The organism is Streptomyces sp. SGAir0957 (assembly GCF_043523415.1).
In genome coordinates, this window is the sequence record NZ_CP027293.1 from 5,636,211 (window position 1) to 5,652,810 (window position 16,600).

Here is a 16,600-nt window from a genome sequence, read left to right on the forward strand (position 1 = left end):
CTCGCTCCTTCGCGGGCGTCGGGTGCGCCCCTGCAAGGACGAGGTAAGTGGCAGGGCGGGGTCTTCGCATGCTGAGTACGCCTGAATGGAGGGTGGGTGTCTGAGGACCCGTCAGCGGCCTCTTCTTCGATGTGGCAGGTGCGTGGGTGGGTACGGGGCCGCCCGGGGCATGTCCGTGCTCGCCATCTTGAGGGCATCGCCGCTCGCTTCGGTGCCGCCACCGCGTGCACCGTGCTGCGCGCGCACATGCCCCGGACGGCCCCTCCCGTCTCGTACGCGGCTGATCGACGGTGGTCGGGTCACGTGGCCCTCCGCACTTTCACCGCGCACACCTTGAACTCCGGCATACGGGACGTCGGGTCGAGTGCCGGGTTGGTCAACGTGTTCGCTCTGCCCTTGCCCGGCCAGTGGAACGGCATGAACACCGTGTCCGGGCGGATGGCCGGGGAGAGACGGGCCGGTGCCTGTGCTGTGCCGCGGCGTGAGGTGACCGTCACCGGAGCCCCCTCGGTGATGCCCAGACGTGCTGCCAGGCGGGGGTGCAGTTCCACGTACGGGGATGGGGACGCCCTGTTCAGCTCCGGTACGCGGCGCGTCTGTGCTCCGGACTGGTACTGCGCCACCACCCGCCCCGTCGTCAGATAAAGGGGGTAGTCCGCGTCCGGCTCCTCCGCTGCCGGGCGGTGTGTCACCGGGGTGAAGCGGGCCCTGCCGTCCTCGGTCGCGAAGCGGTCCAGGAAGAGGCGGGGAGTGCCCGGGTGGTCCGTCTCCGGGCACGGCCAGTGCAGGGCCTCGCCCCGTGCCAGGCGGTCGTAGCTGATGCCCGCGTAGTCCGCCGGGCCGCCCGCCGACGCGCGGCGCAGCTCGTCGAAGACCTCCTCGGGGGAGGTGGGGAAGTCGGGCTTCGGGTCCGGGGACAGACGGGCTGTCAGGGCGTGGAGTACGTGCAGGTCCGAGTGGACGTTCTCGGGGGGCGTCAGTGCTTGTCGGCGGAGCAGGACCCGGCCTTCCAGGTTCGTCGTCGTTCCTGTCTCCTCCGCCCACTGGGTCACCGGGACCACTACGTCCGCCAGTTCCGCCGTCTCCGAGAGGACCACGTCCGCCACCGCCAGGAAGTCGAGGCTGCGCAGGCGCTCCTCGATGTGGGCCGCCCTTGGCGCCGACACCACCGGGTTCGACGCCATGACCAGCAAGGCGTGGATGTCCGTGCCCAGGGCGTCCAGCAGTTCGTACGCGGAGCGGCCGGGGGCGGGGAGGGATTCCGGGGGTACGTTCCAGACCGCCGCCACATGGGCCCGCGCCGCCGGGTCCGTCAGTTTGCGGTAGCCGGGGAGCTGGTCCGCCTTCTGGCCGTGTTCGCGGCCGCCCTGCCCGTTGCCCTGGCCCGTCAGGCAGCCGTAGCCGGACAACGGGCGGCCCGGGCGGCCCGTGGCCAGGGCCAGATTGATCCAGGCGCCCACCGTGTCCGTGCCCTTGGACTGTTGTTCCGGGCCGCGCGCCGTCAGGATCATCGCGTGGGCGGGTGTGGTGAAGAGGCTCACCGCTTCTCGTATGTGGGGGAGGGGGACTCCTGTCACTCGCTCCACGTACTCCGGCCAGTGCGCCATCGCCGCTGCACGTGCCTCTTCCCAGCCTTGCGTGCGGGTTCGTACGTACTCCTCGTCCACCTTGCCTTCCGCCACCACCAGGTGCAGCATCCCCAGCGCCAGGGCCAGGTCGGTGCCGGGGCGCGGGGCCAGGTGCAGGTCCGCCTGGTCCGCCGTGCGGGTGCGGCGCGGGTCGATCACTATCAGCTTGCCGCCGTTGGCCTTCAGCTCGGTCAGGTAGCGCATCGCCGGCGGCATCGTCTCCGCCGGGTTGGAGCCCACCAGGATCACGCAGCCCGTGTGCGCGATGTCCTCCAGCGGGAACGGCAGACCGCGGTCCAGGCCGAAGGCCTTCTGGTTCGCGGCCGCCGCCGACGACATGCAGAAACGGCCGTTGTAGTCGATCTGCGACGTGCGCAGCACCGTGCGGGCGAACTTGCCCAGCGCGTACGCCTTCTCGTTCGTCAGGCCCCCGCCGCCGAACAGCGCGCAGGCGTCGTTGCCGTGCTCCGTGCGGACCCGGGTCAGGTTCGCGGCTATCGCGTCGAGTGCTTCGTCCCAGGTGGCCGGTTCCAGGGTGCCTGCCGACGAGCGGATCAGCGGCGTCGTCAGGCGGGCCCCGGGCGCCAGGACCGCTGCCGCGTTCTGGCCCTTCCCGCACAGGGCGCCCTTGTTCACCGGGAAGTCCTCCCGGCCGGCCACCGTCACGCCCGTTCCGTCCGGCGTGAGCGTCATCCCGCACTGCAGCGCGCAGTACGGGCAGTGGGTCGGGGTCGCCGGAGGCGCGGTGTGCGGGTGCATACCCGAAGGGTCCGTCGTGCTTGTTACGCGGTGCGGGCGGGCCTCGTTACGTCGGCGGTACGCACATCTCGCACGGGCTCCGGCAGCCGTGTGAGATCACGGGTGCGCGGTCAGGGCCGCGTCCATTCCCCTCTCCCTCGGGCCCAGGAAGTGCGGGTCCGGGTGGAGCAGCGCGTCCAGCGCCGCCTTGCTCGCCGCCAGCACCTCGCGCGCTCCGCCCGCGTACCAGGTCACGTCGCGTCTCTCGGCCACCCCTACGCCGTACGAGCTGACCCCCGCCGCCCTGCACAGGGCCACCGCCCGGCGGATGTGGAAGTCCTGGCTCAGCAGGATCGCTTCCCGCACCCCGAAGATCTTCCGCGCCCGTACGCAGGAGTCCCACGTGTCGAAGCCCGCGTAATCGCTGACCACCGCCTTGTCCGGCACTCCGTGCTCCGTCAGGTAGGTGCGCATCGCGTCCGGCTCGTCGTAGTCCGTGCGGCTGTTGTCGCCCGTGACCAGGACCGCGCGGACCTTGCCCGCCCGGTACAGCTCGGCCGCCGCGTCCAGGCGGTGCGCCAGGTACGGGGACGGTTCGCCCTTCCACAGGCCCGCCCCGAACACCATCGCCACCTCGGTGCCGGGCACGTCCGCCGCCGAGCGCAGCCGGTCGCCGGTCGTCGTGAACAGCCACGCCGAGGGCAGCAGCGCCAGCGCGCAGAGCGCCATGAGTGCTTGCAGGGCGCGCCGCCGGGCCCGGCGGGTGCGGAGGCGGAACGGGTGGTGCAGGCGCATGGAGTTCCCGGTGGCAGAGGGATGGCAGAGGCGTGGCAGAGGGGGCGCGGAGGAGATTGGTGTCCGTCCGTGGTGCAAGACGGTGGCCGGGGCGGAACGGTTCGCCAACGGTGCGCTGTTCGTGCTCACCGCTGAATGTCCTGTGGCGTGATGTCGGTGCAACGGGGCGTCATCCTGTGCGCAACGGGGGCGCAACCACGCCCCTGCACGATCGCTTTATGACGGATCTCAGCCCCACCCTGGTCCTGGTCGCGCACGGCAGCCGTGATCCGCGCGCCCTGGCCACCGTCCGTGAACTCGTCGCCCGTGTACGGGAGCAGCGGCCGCTCCTCGACGTCCGCCTCGCCCACATCGAGCTGAACGAGCCTCTGGTCGGGGACGTGCTGGGCAAGTTGGCCGGACGCGCCGTCCTTGTGCCCTTGTTGTTGTCGCGCGGCCATCACGTGAAGTCCGATCTGCCCCGCGCCGCCGACGCCGCCGGGCATGTGGTCACCCGCGTCGCGGGACCGCTCGGGCCGCATCCGCTGCTCGTCGACGTCCTGCGCGACCGGCTGGTGGAGAGCGGGTGGGACGGGCGCGGCGGCATCGTGCTCGCCGCCTCCGGGTCGCGGGACCCCGACGCCGATGTGGACGTGCGGCGGGTCGCCACTTCGCTCGGGTCGCGGCTCGGGGTGCCCGTCGTGCCCGCTTACGCGTCCGGGGGCGGGGACGGTGTGGTCGCCGCTCGGCGGGAGCTCGCCGGGCGCGGGTGTCATCCGTCCGCCCTCGCCTCCTACTTCACCGCTCCCGGGCGGTTCGCCACCGAGGCGGCGGAGGCGTTCGGGGGCGGGTGCGTCGCCGCGCCGCTCGGGGCCCACCCCGCTCTCGCCCGGCTCGTCCTGCACCGCTACGACCGCGCCCTGCTCGGGCCCGCGCGCCCCCTGCGGCAGCTCGCGCCCGCCTGACCTCGCCGGTCACCCGACCTTTGTCGGTGCCTGGCCTTAATGTCGGGGCATGAACACCACGGACGAAGGCCCCGGTACGTACGGCGAGGCGGACGTCGAGCGCTGGGCCGCCGAGCCCGACAAGCGCCCGGGGCGCACCGCGTTCCAGCGCGACCGGGCCCGCGTCCTGCACTCCTCGGCGCTGCGCAGGCTCGCGGGCAAGACGCAGGTCGTCACGCCGGGCACCCGCAGCCTGCACTGGGACGCCAGCCCGCGGACACGGCTCACGCATTCTCTGGAGTGCGCGCAGGTGGGGCGGGAGCTGGGGGCGGCTCTGGGGTGTGATCCGGATCTGGTGGAGACCGCTTGCCTCTCCCATGACATGGGGCATCCGCCCTTCGGGCACAACGGGGAGCAGGCTCTCAATGAAGTGGCCGAGGACTGCGGCGGGTTCGAGGGCAATGCGCAGTCCCTGCGGCTGCTCACCCGGATCGAGCCCAAGCGCTTCGTGCGCTCCGCCGAGAGCGGGGAGCTGGTCAGCGTCGGGCTCAATCTGACCCGGGCCGCCCTCGACGCCGCCACCAAGTACCCGTGGCCGCGCGGTGGGCATCCGAGCGATCCAGGGTCGGTCAAGTTCGGTGTCTACGAGGACGACCGGGCCGTCTTCGACTGGGTGAGAAAGGACGCGCCCGGGCGCCGCACCTGCTTCGAGGCGCAGGTCATGGACTGGTCCGACGATGTCGCGTACTCCGTGCACGACCTGGAGGACGGGCTGCACGCCGGGCACCTCGACCCGAACATGCTGCACGCCGAGCCCGAGCGCGCCGACGTGTTCACCGTCGCCCTCGGCCGGTACGTGCCCGCCGACACCGACCCGGCCGAGCTCGCCGCCGCCCTCGACCGCCTCCTCGACCAGGAGTGGTGGCCGCACGGGTACGACGGCACCGCCGTCTCCCAGGCCCGGCTCAAGGACGCCACCAGCCAGCTCATCGGGCGGTTCTGCCTCGCCGCCGAGACCGCGACCCGCGCGCGGTACGGCACCGGGCGCCTCACCCGGTACGCCGCCGAGCTGGTCGTGCCGCGCGCCGCCCGGTACGAGTGCGCCGTCCTCAAGGCGGTCGCCGACCGGTATGTGATGCAGCGGCCCCAGCAGGAGCGGCTCCGCGCCGACCAGCGCGTCGTCGTCGCCGAGCTGGCCGAGGCGCTGACGGCGCGGGCGCCGGACGGGCTCGACCCGCAGTTCCGCGCCCTGTTCGACGACGCGCCCGACGACCGTACGCGCAAGCGCGTCATCGTCGACCAGATCGCGTCCCTGACGGACGCGTCGGCGCGCTCCCTGCACGCCCGATTGTCGGTCGGACACGGGGTGTGACGGACCGATCGCGGGGCACCGGGTCCAAGTGCCCTGATCGGGTCACGCCCCCTTCCCGCATCACGCTGCGTGCGGGACGCTCGCATATGACGGCAGCGCAACGAGGAGGCATCAAGTGGTCGACGCGGACCAGACGTTCGTCATCGTCGGAGGAGGGCTCGCCGGCGCGAAGGCCGCCGAGACGCTCCGCGCGGAAGGGTTCACCGGGCGGGTGATCCTCATCGGTGACGAGCTGGACCACCCCTACGAACGCCCGCCCCTGTCCAAGGGGTACCTCCAGGGCAAGGAGGAGCGGGAGAGCGTCTACGTCCACGAGCCCGCCTGGTACGCGAGCAACGACGTCGAGCTGCACCTCGGGCAGACGGTCACCGCCATAGACCGCGACGTGAAGACGGTCCGGCTCGGCGACTCCACCGTCATCCGCTACGACAAGCTCCTCCTCGCCACCGGCGCCGAACCGCGCCGCCTCGACATCCCCGGTACGGGCCTCGTCGGCGTCCACCACCTGCGCCGCCTCGCCCACGCCGAGCGGCTGAAGAACGTGCTCGGCTCGCTCGGCCGTGACAACGGGCACCTCGTGATCGCGGGCGCCGGCTGGATCGGCCTGGAGGTCGCCGCCGCCGCGCGCGAGTTCGGCGCCGAGGTGACCGTCGTCGAGCCGGAGGCCACCCCGCTGCACGCCGTGCTCGGGCCCGAGGTCGGACAGATCTTCACCGAGCTCCACAGCGACCACGGCGTCCGCTTCCACTTCGGTGCCCGGCTCACCGAGATCAGCGGCCAGGACGGGCTTGTTCTCGCCGCCCACACCGACGACGGTGAGGAGCACCCGGCGCACGACGTCCTCGCCGCGATCGGCGCCGCCCCGCGCACGGCCCTCGCCGAGAACGCCGGTCTGACCCTGGTCGGCAGGGAGCACGGCGGCGGCATCGCTGTCGACACCTCCCTGCGCACCTCCGACCCCGACATCTACGCCGCCGGTGACGTGGCCGCCCTGGAGCACCCCCTCTACCGGGAGCGGCTGCGCGTCGAGCACTGGGCCAACGCGCTGAACGGTGGCCCCGCCGCCGCCCGCGCCATGCTCGGCCAGGACGTCACCTACGACCGTGTGCCCTACTTCTTCTCCGACCAGTACGACGTCGGCCTGGAGTACTCGGGCTGGGCGCCCCCGGGCTCGTACGACCAGGTCGTGCTGCGCGGTGACGCGGGCAAGCGCGAGTTCATCGCCTTCTGGCTGAAGGACGGGCAGGTCCTGGCCGGGATGAACGTGAATGTGTGGGATGTCACGGAGGACATCCAGCGGCTCATCCGCTCCGGCGTACGGCCCGGCACCGAGCGGCTCTCCGACCCGACCGTCCCCCTCGGCGACCTTCTGTGATCTCCGCTCCGCGGGGCGCCGGAGTGACGAGGGTGTCAGTGGCGGGCCGTAGAATTCATCCGTGGCTGGCAGGATCAACGACGAGGACGTGAAGGCTGTTCGGGACGCGGTCCCGATCGACGCCGTGGTCTCCGAGTACCTCCAGTTGCGCAACGCGGGCGGCGGGAACCTGAAGGGCCTCTGCCCGTTCCACGACGAGAAGTCACCGTCCTTCCAGGTCAGCCCGAGCAAGGGGTTCTTCCACTGCTTCGGCTGCCAGGAAGGCGGCGACACCATCACGTTCGTGATGAAGATCGACCACCTCACCTTCTCCGAGGCGGTCGAGCGCCTGGCCGGCCAGGCGGGCATCACCCTTCGCTACGAGGAGGGCGGCTACAACCCCTCCCACCAGCGCGGCGAACGCATCCGCCTGGTCGAGGCCCACAAGATCGCCGCCCAGTTCTACGTCGATCAGCTGGAGTCCCCGGAGGCCGAGATCGGCCGCGCCTTCCTCGCCGAGCGCGGCTTCGACCAGGCCGCCGCCGCGCACTTCGGCGTCGGCTACAGCCCGGCCGGCTGGGACCATCTGACCCGCTTCCTGCGCGGCAAGGGCTTCACCGACAAGGAGCTGACCCTCTCCGGGCTCTCCCAGGAAGGCCGCCGCGGGCCCATCGACCGGTTCCGCGGGCGGCTCATGTGGCCGATCCGCGACATCGGCGGCGAGGTCGTCGGCTTCGGCGCCCGCCGCCTGCGCGAGGACGACAACGGGCCGAAGTACCTGAACACCCCCGAGACCCCCATCTACAAGAAGTCGCAGGTCCTCTACGGCATCGACCTCGCCAAGAAGGAGATCGCCAAGACCTCGCGGGCCGTCGTGGTCGAGGGGTACACCGACGTCATGGCGTGCCATCTGGCCGGGATCACCACCGCCATCGCCACCTGCGGCACCGCCTTCGGCGGCGACCACATCAAGATCCTCCGCCGGCTCCTCATGGACAACGGCTCCGCACGGGTCATCTTCACCTTCGACGGCGACGCCGCCGGGCAGAAGGCCGCCCTGCGCGCCTTCGAGGACGACCAGAAGTTCGCCGCCGAGACGTACATCGCCATCGCGCCGGACAACATGGACCCCTGCGACCTGCGCCTGGCCAAGGGGGACGAGGCCGTCGCCGAGCTGGTCGAGCCGCGCACCCCGCTCTTCGAGTTCGCGCTGCGCCAGATCGTGAGCCGGTACGACCTGGAGACCCCGGCGGGGCGCGCCGCCGCGCTCGACGAGGCCGCGCCCGTCGTCGCCCGCATCAAGAACAGCGCCTCCCAGCACGAGGTCGCCGTGCAGCTCGCCGGGATGCTCGGCATCCTCGACACCCAGTTCGTCGTCAAGCGCGTCGGCCAGCTCGCCCGCTGGGCCCGCGACCGCGGCGGCAAGGGCCCGGCCCCGGCCGGGCGCGGACGCCCCGCGCCCGAGATGGCCGCCCCGGCCGCCCCCGCTTTCGGCGGCCCCGCGCTCACCCTGCGCAACCCCGTCTTCGCCACCGAGCGCGAACTGCTCAAGCTCGCCCTGCAACACCCCCACCTGGTCTCCCCGGCGTTCGACGCGTACGGGGTCGACGAGTTCACCGCCCCGCCCTACGCCGCCGTACGCCTCGCGATCCTGGAGGCGGGCGGTGCCGAGCAGGGTACGAGCGACCCGCACGAGTACCTGGTCCGCGTCCGTGACGCGGCGCCGGACGACGCCGTGCGCGCCATGGTCACCGAGCTGGCCGTCGAGGCGATCCACCGCAAGACGGTCGACGAGGTGTACGCGGGCGACCAGCTCGTCACCGTCCGCAGGCGCGCCGTCGAGCGCCGCATCCGCGACATGCAGGGCACCTTCACCCGCCTCGGCTCCGGCGGCGACCCCGCCCAACTGGCAGCCGTGCAGAACGAGTTGTGGGTGCTCCAGCAGTACGACCAGGCCCTGCGCGAGCGGGGCGCGGGCGCGCTCTAGGACGGGCCCGAGCGCCGAACCGTACTGCCGCGCGCCGTTTCGCGGTGTTCGGGCGCGGGAAGAGCGGGCACTCGTACAGCTCGGTAACCGCTCGGTCACGCACCGGACTCAAAAAGTCAACGCACGCCCCTCGTAGCGGCGCTGTGTCGTACTCCACACTGGGTTGCGGTGCCTGAGTCCTCGGAGCGCGGCCGGAGCCCGGACACCGGGTCCGACACCCCCGCGGTTCCGCTCATCGCGTACGGGACGGACAGCGGCGCGGCCGCCGCTCCCGCCCCCCAGCCGCACGCCTCAGCAGCGATCACTATGGAGGTCGCCCCCGTGCAGACCCAGACCCTCACCCAGAGCGACAGCACAGCGCAGGCTCCCGCCGACCCCGACGCCACGGACGGGGAGGCTCTCGCCACGGTGCCGCCGCAGGCCCGCGCGCCGCACCACGCCGAGACGCCGGAGGAACCCGAGCCCACCGAACACGCGGAGTCGGTCGAGCCGCCCGAGCCCGTGCGCGGCACCCGTACGGAGACCGGGAACCCCTCTTCCGACCTGTTCCGCCAGTACCTGCGCGAGATCGGTCGCATCCCGCTGCTCACCGCCGCCGAGGAGGTGGAGCTGGCGCGGCGCGTCGAGGCGGGCCTGTTCGCCGAGGAGAAGCTCACCCACGCGCCCGACCTGGACTCCCAACTCGCGCTCGACCTCGACAAGTTGGTGGTCATGGGGCGGATGGCCAAGCGCCGCCTCATCGAGGCGAACCTGCGCCTCGTCGTCTCCGTCGCCAAGCGCTACGTGGGACGCGGCCTCACCATGCTCGACCTCGTCCAGGAGGGCAACCTGGGCCTGATCCGCGCCGTCGAGAAGTTCGACTACGCCCGCGGCTACAAGTTCTCCACGTACGCGACCTGGTGGATCCGCCAGGCCATGAGCCGGGCCCTCGCCGACCAGGCCCGGACCATCCGCGTCCCCGTGCACGTCGTCGAACTCATCAACCGGGTCGTCCGCGTCCAGCGCCGGATGCTCCAGGAGCGCGGCTACGAGCCGACCCCGGAGGAGGTGGCGGCCCACCTCGACCTGCCGCACGAGCGCGTCAGCGAAGTGCTGCGCCTCGCCCAGGAGCCGGTCTCGCTGCACGCCCCGGTGGGGGAGGAGGACGACGTCGCCCTCGGCGACCTCATCGAGGACGGCGACGCCACGAGCCCCGTCGAATCGGCGGCGTTCCTCCTGCTCAGGGAGCACCTGGAAGCCGTGCTCTCCACCCTCGGCGAACGCGAACGCAAAGTGGTCCAGCTCCGCTACGGCCTGGCGGACGGCCGGCCCCGCACCCTGGAGGAGATCGGCCGCATCTTCGGCGTCACCCGAGAACGCATCCGCCAGATCGAGTCGAAGACCCTCAACAAACTGCGCGACCACGCCTTCGCAGACCAACTGAGGGGCTACCTGGACTAGGACCCCGCCAGGGGCGCGGGGAACTGCGCGACCAGCCACCACGGGACCGGCACACGACGAACGACCCCACGCCCCCCACGGCGCCTAGTCGACCTCGGCGACAGCCTGCGCGAACTGCGCCTCGTACAACCGCTGATACGCCCCGCCGGAGGCAACCAGCACCTCATGCGAGCCCTGCTCGACGATCGCCCCGTTCTCCATCACGAGGATCGTGTCCGCATCGCGGATCGTCGAAAGACGATGCGCGATGACGAACGAGGTCCGCCCGGAGGCAAGCCGCGCCATCGCTTTCTGGATCAGCACCTCGGTCCGGGTGTCGACGGAGGAGGTCGCCTCGTCGAGCACGAGGATCACCGGGTCCGACAGGAACGCCCGCGCGATGGTGATGAGCTGCTTCTCACCGGCGCTGACCCCCGTGCCCTCGTCGTCGATGACGGTGTCGTACCCGTCGGGCAGGGTCCGGATGAACCGGTCGGCGTGCGCGGCCTTCGCCGCCTCCTCGACATCGGCCCGCGAGACGTCCTTCGCCGCGCCGTACGCGATGTTGTCCGCGATGGTCCCGCCGAACAGCCAGGTGTCCTGGAGGACCATGCCGATCCCGGCGCGCAGTTCGTCCCGGTCCATCTTCGCGATGTCGACCCCGTCGAGCGTGATCCGCCCGCCGGTGACCTCGTAGAACCGCAGGAGCAGGTTGACGAGCGTGGTCTTGCCCGCCCCGGTCGGGCCGACGATGGCGACGGTGTGGCCGGGCTCCGCCGTCAGGGACAGGTCCTCGATGAGGGGCTTGTCCTTCTCGTAGCGGAAGGCGACGTGCTCGAACTGGACGCGGCCGCGCAGGTCGGCCGGCTTCTCCCCGGGTACGGGGTCGGCGGACTGTTCCTCGGCGTCGAGCAGTTCGAAGATCCGCTCGGCGGAGGCGACGCCGGACTGCACGAGGTTCGCCATCGACGCGACCTGCGTCAGCGGCATGGAGAACTGGCGCGAGTACTGGATGAACGCCTGCACGTCGCCGATGGAGAGGGAGCCGGAGGCGACCCGCAGGCCGCCGACCACGGCCACGAGCACGTAGTTCAGGTTCGAGATGAAGAACATCAGCGGCTGCATGATGCCGCTGTTGAACTGCGCCTTGAACGACGCCTCGTACAGCGCCTCGTTCTGCTCGGCGAACTGCTCCGCCGACTCCTTCTGGCGGCCGAAGACCTTCACCAGGTTGTGGCCGGTGTACATCTCCTCGATGTGCGCGTTGAGCACGCCGGTCGTCCGCCACTGCTGCACGAACTGCGGCTGCGAGCGCTTGCCGACCTTCGCCGCGACGAACACCGAGAGCGGCACCGTCACGAGCGCGACCAGGGCGAGCAGCCACGAGATCCAGAACATCATCACGAGGACGCCGACGATGGTCAGCAGCGAGTTGAGCATCTGGCCCATCGTCTGCTGGAGGGTCTGCCCTATGTTGTCGATGTCGTTGGTCGCCCGGCTCAGCACCTCGCCGCGCTTCTGCTTGTCGTAGTACGACAGGGGCAGCCGGGCCAGCTTCGCCTGCATCTCCTTGCGGAGCTGGGACACCGCCAGGTTGATGACCCGGTTGGCGAGGCGGGTGCCGATCGTCATGGCGAAGCCGGCCACCGCGAACACGGCGAGGGCGAGCAGCAGGACCCGGCCGATCGCGTCGAAGTCGACGCCCTGGCCCGGGGTGAAGTCGACGCCGCCGAGCATGTCGGCCATGCCGTTGTCGCCCTTGGCCCGCAGGCCCTCGATGACCTGGTCCTTGGTCTGCCCGGCGGGCAGCGAGCCGCCGATGATCCCGCCGAAGAGCAGGTCGGTCGCGTGGCCGAGGATCTTCGGCCCGACCACCGAGAGACCTACGCTGACCACGACCGCGCCGAGCACGGCGGCGACCGCCGAGCGGTGCGCCGCCATCCGCTTGAGCAGCCGTTTTCCGGAGTTCTTGAAGTCCATCGACCGCGAATTGGGGCCACCGGCCGCCATTCGTGCCGCCATCGGCCCGCTCATCAGGCGGCCTCCGCTTCCGTCAGCTGGGAGAGGACGATCTCCCGGTATGTCTCGTTGTCGGCCATCAGCGCGTGATGGCGGCCCTCGCCGACGACCCGGCCCTCGTCGAGGACGATGATCCGGTCGGCGTCGCGGATGGTGGCGACGCGCTGGGCGACGATCACCACGGTCGAGTCGGCCGTCTCGTTGCCGAGCGCCCGGCGCAGGGCGGCGTCGGTGGCGTAGTCGAGCGCCGAGAACGAGTCGTCGAAGAGGTAGATCTCCGGTTGCTGCACCAGGGTGCGCGCGATGGCCAGGCGCTGGCGCTGACCGCCGGAGACGTTGGTGCCGCCCTGGGTGATGGGCGCTTCGAGGCCGCCTTCCAGCTTGCCGACGAAGTCCTTGGCCTGCGCCACTTCGAGCGCGTGCCACAACTCCTCGTCGCTCGCGTCGGGCCGCCCGTAACGCAGGTTGGAGGCGACTGTTCCGGAGAACAGGTACGGCTTCTGCGGAACGAGTCCGACGGTTCTCGCCATCAGTTCGGGGTCGATCGTGCGGACGTCCTCGCCGTCCACGTACACGGCGCCCGCGGTGGTGTCGTAGAGGCGCGGCACCAGGCCGAGCAGCGTCGACTTGCCGCTGCCGGTCGAGCCGATGATCGCGGTGGTCTCGCCGGGCAGCGCGGTCAGGTCGATGGCGCGCAGGACCGGCTCCTCGGCGCCCGGGTAGCCGAAGTCGGCGCCCCGGATCTCCAGGTGGCCGCGGCGGCGCAGCTCCCGTACGGCCGCCTTCGCGCTCGGCGGGACGACGCTCGACTCGGTGGCGAGGACTTCCTGGATGCGCTCGGCGCAGACCTCGGCGCGCGGCACCTGCATGAACATGAAGGTGGCCATCATCACACTCATCACGATCTGCATGAGGTACGCGAGGAACGCGGTCAGGTCGCCGATCTGCATGTGGCCGCTGTCGATGCGGTGCGCGCCGAACCAGACGACGGCGATGGAGGCGATGTTCACGATCGTCATGACGAACGGGAACATCAGTGCCATGGTCCGGCCGGTCGCGAGGGACGTCTCGGTCAGGTCGAGGTTCGCCTCACCGAAGCGGCCCTTCTCGAAGTCGTCCCGGACGAAGGCGCGGATCACACGGTTGCCGGTGATCTGCTCGCGCAGCACCCGGTTCACGGTGTCCAGCTTGGTCTGCATGGACCGGAACAGCGGCCGCAGCCTGCGGATGATCAGCGACAGGACGAGCGTCATGACCGGCAGCACCGCGAGCAGCACGCCGGACAGCGGCACGTCGAGCCCGAGGGCCATCACCACACCGCCGACGCACATGATCGGCGCCGACACCATCAGCGTGAAGGAGAGCAGCGCCAGCATCTGGACCTGCTGGACGTCGTTGGTGGTCCGGGTGATCAGCGAGGGGGCGCCGAACTGGCCCAGCTCGCGCGCGGAGAAGGACTGCACCCGGTCGAAGACGGCGCCGCGCACGTCCCGGCCGAGGGCGGCGGCGGTCCGGGCGCCGAAGAAGACGGCCCCCGTGTTGCACACCACCTGGACGACGGTGACGCCCAGCATCAGGGCGCCGAACTGGAGGATGTAGCCGGTGTCGCCGTTCACGACACCGTTGTCGATGATGTCCGCGTTCAGAGTGGGCAGGTACAGCGCGGCGCAGGTCTGCAGGAACTGCAGCAGCACCAGCAGCCCGATGGATTTCTTGTACGGACGGAGATGGGTCCGCAGGAGTCGTATGAGCACGCTCGGTCTCTCGGTGTCGGCGGTCGTTGAGTGTGAGCGGTGGGGCGGGGAGTGTCGCGCCCGCACCGGAGTGCGGACGCATGGACCCTCATCGTCCGACACTCCACCCGCGTTACCTCAACCGATTAACCCAAGAAGAGCCAAAGACCGGGCCTCGTACGCGTGTGCCTACGCGAACGCGCCCGGGTGAATCTGCTCCCGCACCGACCGGTACTGCTGGCGCACCGCCTGCCCGACCGGGGCCTCCTCGCCCGCCTCGAAGACCTGCGCCGCCGCGCCCTGCCACTGCGGCAGCTGCCCGTTCAGCGCCCACGCGGCCTGCCGCGCCGCGCCGATCGCCGCGTAGTCCGCCGGCTGCGGCACCACGACCTGCGCCCCGAACAGCATCGGCGCCACGGCCTGCACGGCGTGCAGCTCGGCGGCGGCGCCGAGCAGGAACACCCGCCGGATCTCCACGCCCCGGCCGCGCAGCACGTCCATGGCGTCCGCGAGCCCGCACACCATGCCCTCGAACGCGGCCCGCGCCAGGTGCTCGGGCCGCATGGACTCCCGCCGAAGGCCGCTGAGCGTCCCGGCGGTGTGCGGCAGATTCGGGGTCTTCTCGCCCTCCAGATACGGCAGGAGTACGAGTCCGTGGGCGCCCGGCGTCGACTTCATGGCCAGCTCGGACAGCTCATCGAGCCCTCCGTCCAGGCCCAGCATCTCGGCGGTGCCGCGCAGCGCCCGTACGGCGTTCGACGTGTGGACGACGGGCAGATGCATGCCCGTCGCGTCGGCGAGGGAGGTGATGGCGCCGCTGGAGTCGACCAGCGCCTCGTGGTGCACGGCCATCACGGAACCGGACGCGCCGAGCGAGACCACGGCGTCCCCGGCCCGCACGCCGAGCCCGAAGGCGGCGGCCATGGTCTCGCCGGTCCCGGCCGAGATGATCAGACCCTCCGGGGTCGTGCCCGCCGCGTCACCGGGGCCGAGCACCTCCGGCAGCATCGCCTGCCGGCCGAGCGCCAGCTCCACGAGATCGGGGCGCCAGGAACCGGCGGCGGCGGACCAGTAACCGGTGCCCGAGGCGCCACCGCGGTCCGTCGTGCGGCGCGCGGGCCGGCCGAGGAGCTGCCACACCAGCCAGTCGTGGGCCTGGAGAAGGAGCGCCACCCGCTGGGCGTTCTCCGGTTCGGCGCGGGCCAGCCAGCGCAGCTTGGTGACCGGATGCGCCGCTTGGGGGACACAGCCGACCGCGTCGGCCCACGCCCCGCGCGAGCCGAACCGGTCGATCAGGTCCGCGGCGGCCGACTGCGCCCGCTTGTCGCCGCCGACCAGCGCCGGACGCACCGTGTTGCCCTGGTTGTCGAGCGGCACCAGCGCGTTCTGCTGGGCGGAGACGCCGATGGCCTGCACGCCTTCGAGCAGCCCGCCGCCCGCGGCCTCGCCGAGCGAGAGCAGCCAGGCCTGGGGATCGACGTCCGACGAGCGGCCGCCGCCCTCCACCGGGTCCAGCGGGTGCGGGGCGTAGCCCTGCCGCAGTACGGCCCCGGTGTCGGCGTCACAAACCACAATGCGCGTGAAATCGGGCGAACTGTCCAGCCCTGCGACTATCCCCATGACAGAAATTCTGCCGCACCCCGGGACGCTTCCGCGCCGGGGCTCTCGCAGGGCCTAGGTGTTGCTGGTGCCCCAGTCGTCCTCGCCGGTCGCCCCCGTGCGCTCGCGCAGCGAACGGACCCGGTCGGCCACCGCGTCCGGCACCCGGCCCTCGACCTTCTCGCTGACCGTGCTGAACGCCTTGCCCGCGTAGGTGCGCGTCTGCTGCGCCGCGGACTCCGCGGTGTTGCGCACTGCGGGGTTCTGGGCGACCTCGCGCGCGGTCTTCTTCAGCTTCTCGTACCGCTCGCGCCCGGCGCGCGTACCCAGCACGTAACCGAGGGCCAGACCGGCGATGAATGTGAGCCGGTAGCGCATGGCGGCCACCCTTCCGTAGCTCGTCGTGATCACTGAGGGGATACCGATTGGCGGAGCACCCCCCTGCTTGCGCTAATGTATGTGTCGCAGCGAGCGCCCGCCGCCTGGCAAGTACCCAGGTAGGTGCGTTCGAAGCAGATGAAGCATTCCCCTGTAGCTCAATTGGCAGAGCAGCCGGCTGTTAACCGGCAGGTTACTGGTTCGAGTCCAGTCGGGGGAGCTCGATCTCCTGTAGCTCAATTGGCAGAGCAGCCGGCTGTTAACCGGCAGGTTACTGGTTCGAGTCCAGTCGGGAGAGCTGCGGAACAAGCCCTTCGGAGACACTCCGGAGGGCTTTTTCGCACCCCGGGGAACCATGCGCGCGTGCGCGGAGTCCTCAAGGTCGTGCAGAGCCGGACCATTCGAGGCAGGAGATCGTATGAGCGGCTATGCTGCGGCAGACGGCGCGCACATATGTGCGCGGCGCGCCGTTACGGGGCGGTAGCTCAGCCGGTTAGAGCAGCGGACTCATAATCCGTCGGCCGTGGGTTCGAGTCCCACCCGCCCCACCACCATCCTGGCGCAGAAACGATGCGACCAGGACGTACGTAACCTGATGGGCCGTCACGGAAACCGTGGCGGCCTTTTCGTCACCCGATCAGCGCGACGGCCGCCC

11 protein-coding genes and 3 tRNA genes are annotated in these 16,600 nt (G+C 71.1%); 8 read left to right on the plus strand and 6 right to left on the minus strand.

Annotated elements, in window-relative coordinates:
- Positions 1 to 299: 299 nt before the first annotated feature.
- Together C1N81_RS30115 and C1N81_RS30120 are read right to left on the minus strand one after the other, a co-directional pair.
- Entirely contained in the window at positions 300 to 2,387 is a 2,088-nt protein-coding gene (locus tag C1N81_RS30115; protein ID WP_394434339.1) for a molybdopterin oxidoreductase family protein, read from the minus strand.
- 96 nt (positions 2,388 to 2,483) lie between these two features.
- Positions 2,484 to 3,161 carry a SanA/YdcF family protein gene (locus C1N81_RS30120; protein WP_394434341.1) on the minus strand — a complete coding sequence of 226 codons (678 nt, stop codon included), beginning with the start codon at positions 3,159 to 3,161 and terminating at the stop codon, positions 2,484 to 2,486.
- Between the two features lie 176 nt (positions 3,162 to 3,337).
- Here C1N81_RS30120 and C1N81_RS30125 point away from each other — a divergent pair, with 176 nt between their 5' ends.
- The 5 genes from C1N81_RS30125 to C1N81_RS30145 all read left to right on the plus strand — a co-directional run bounded on the left by C1N81_RS30125 (position 3,338) and on the right by C1N81_RS30145 (position 10,237).
- On the plus strand, positions 3,338 to 4,105 hold the full coding sequence (locus C1N81_RS30125) for a sirohydrochlorin chelatase (protein WP_394434343.1): 768 nt from the start codon (positions 3,338 to 3,340) through the stop codon (positions 4,103 to 4,105).
- A gap of 49 nt (positions 4,106 to 4,154) precedes the next feature.
- Positions 4,155 to 5,456, plus strand: coding sequence for a deoxyguanosinetriphosphate triphosphohydrolase (locus tag C1N81_RS30130; RefSeq protein ID WP_394434345.1), 1,302 nt, complete (start codon positions 4,155 to 4,157; stop codon positions 5,454 to 5,456).
- Between the two features lie 115 nt (positions 5,457 to 5,571).
- On the plus strand, positions 5,572 to 6,831 hold the full coding sequence (locus tag C1N81_RS30135; protein ID WP_394434346.1) for an NAD(P)/FAD-dependent oxidoreductase: 1,260 nt from the start codon (positions 5,572 to 5,574) through the stop codon (positions 6,829 to 6,831).
- 61 nt (positions 6,832 to 6,892) lie between these two features.
- Positions 6,893 to 8,797, plus strand: coding sequence for a DNA primase (dnaG, locus tag C1N81_RS30140; RefSeq protein ID WP_394434348.1), 1,905 nt, complete (start codon positions 6,893 to 6,895; stop codon positions 8,795 to 8,797).
- Between the two features lie 168 nt (positions 8,798 to 8,965).
- Positions 8,966 to 10,237: an RNA polymerase sigma factor gene (locus C1N81_RS30145; protein WP_394434350.1), complete on the plus strand. Its 1,272-nt coding sequence runs from the start codon at positions 8,966 to 8,968 to the stop codon at positions 10,235 to 10,237.
- Between the two features lie 84 nt (positions 10,238 to 10,321).
- On the opposite strand, the gene C1N81_RS30150 is transcribed toward C1N81_RS30145, so the two are convergent.
- The 4 genes from C1N81_RS30150 to C1N81_RS30165 form a co-directional block, all read right to left on the minus strand.
- A complete protein-coding gene (locus C1N81_RS30150; protein ID WP_394434352.1) occupies positions 10,322 to 12,250 on the minus strand; it encodes an ABC transporter ATP-binding protein in 1,929 nt (642 codons plus the stop codon).
- Positions 12,250 to 13,989, minus strand: a complete 1,740-nt coding sequence (locus C1N81_RS30155) for an ABC transporter ATP-binding protein (RefSeq protein WP_394434354.1) — start codon at positions 13,987 to 13,989, stop codon at positions 12,250 to 12,252. The genes C1N81_RS30150 and C1N81_RS30155 overlap by 1 nt, the downstream gene beginning before the upstream one ends.
- A 168-nt stretch (positions 13,990 to 14,157) precedes the next feature.
- Positions 14,158 to 15,588, minus strand: a complete 1,431-nt coding sequence (locus C1N81_RS30160) for an FGGY family carbohydrate kinase (protein ID WP_394434356.1) — start codon at positions 15,586 to 15,588, stop codon at positions 14,158 to 14,160.
- Between the two features lie 54 nt (positions 15,589 to 15,642).
- Positions 15,643 to 15,945, minus strand: a complete 303-nt coding sequence (locus tag C1N81_RS30165) for a YtxH domain-containing protein (protein WP_394434358.1) — start codon at positions 15,943 to 15,945, stop codon at positions 15,643 to 15,645.
- A 147-nt stretch (positions 15,946 to 16,092) separates the two neighbouring features.
- Between C1N81_RS30165 and C1N81_RS30170 the strand changes: the two genes are divergently transcribed.
- From C1N81_RS30170 to C1N81_RS30180, 3 genes are all read left to right on the plus strand, one after another.
- Positions 16,093 to 16,165: transfer RNA gene (locus tag C1N81_RS30170), tRNA-Asn, on the plus strand.
- A 5-nt stretch (positions 16,166 to 16,170) separates the two neighbouring features.
- A tRNA-Asn gene (locus C1N81_RS30175) sits at positions 16,171 to 16,243 on the plus strand.
- Between the two features lie 176 nt (positions 16,244 to 16,419).
- Positions 16,420 to 16,496: transfer RNA gene (locus tag C1N81_RS30180), tRNA-Ile, on the plus strand.
- Positions 16,497 to 16,600: the final 104 nt, after the last annotated feature.

Excerpts from the sequence above, each read along its gene's own strand:
- C1N81_RS30115 (WP_394434339.1), bottom strand. The coding sequence starts at position 2,387 with ATGCACCCGCACACCGCGCCTCCGGCGACCCCGACCCACTGCCCGTAC.
- C1N81_RS30120 (WP_394434341.1), bottom strand. The coding sequence starts at position 3,161 with ATGCGCCTGCACCACCCGTTCCGCCTCCGCACCCGCCGGGCCCGGCGG.
- C1N81_RS30130 (WP_394434345.1), top strand. The coding sequence starts at position 4,155 with ATGAACACCACGGACGAAGGCCCCGGTACGTACGGCGAGGCGGACGTC.
- C1N81_RS30150 (WP_394434352.1), bottom strand. The coding sequence starts at position 12,250 with ATGAGCGGGCCGATGGCGGCACGAATGGCGGCCGGTGGCCCCAATTCG.
- C1N81_RS30160 (WP_394434356.1), bottom strand. The coding sequence starts at position 15,588 with ATGGGGATAGTCGCAGGGCTGGACAGTTCGCCCGATTTCACGCGCATT.
- C1N81_RS30165 (WP_394434358.1), bottom strand. The coding sequence starts at position 15,945 with ATGCGCTACCGGCTCACATTCATCGCCGGTCTGGCCCTCGGTTACGTG.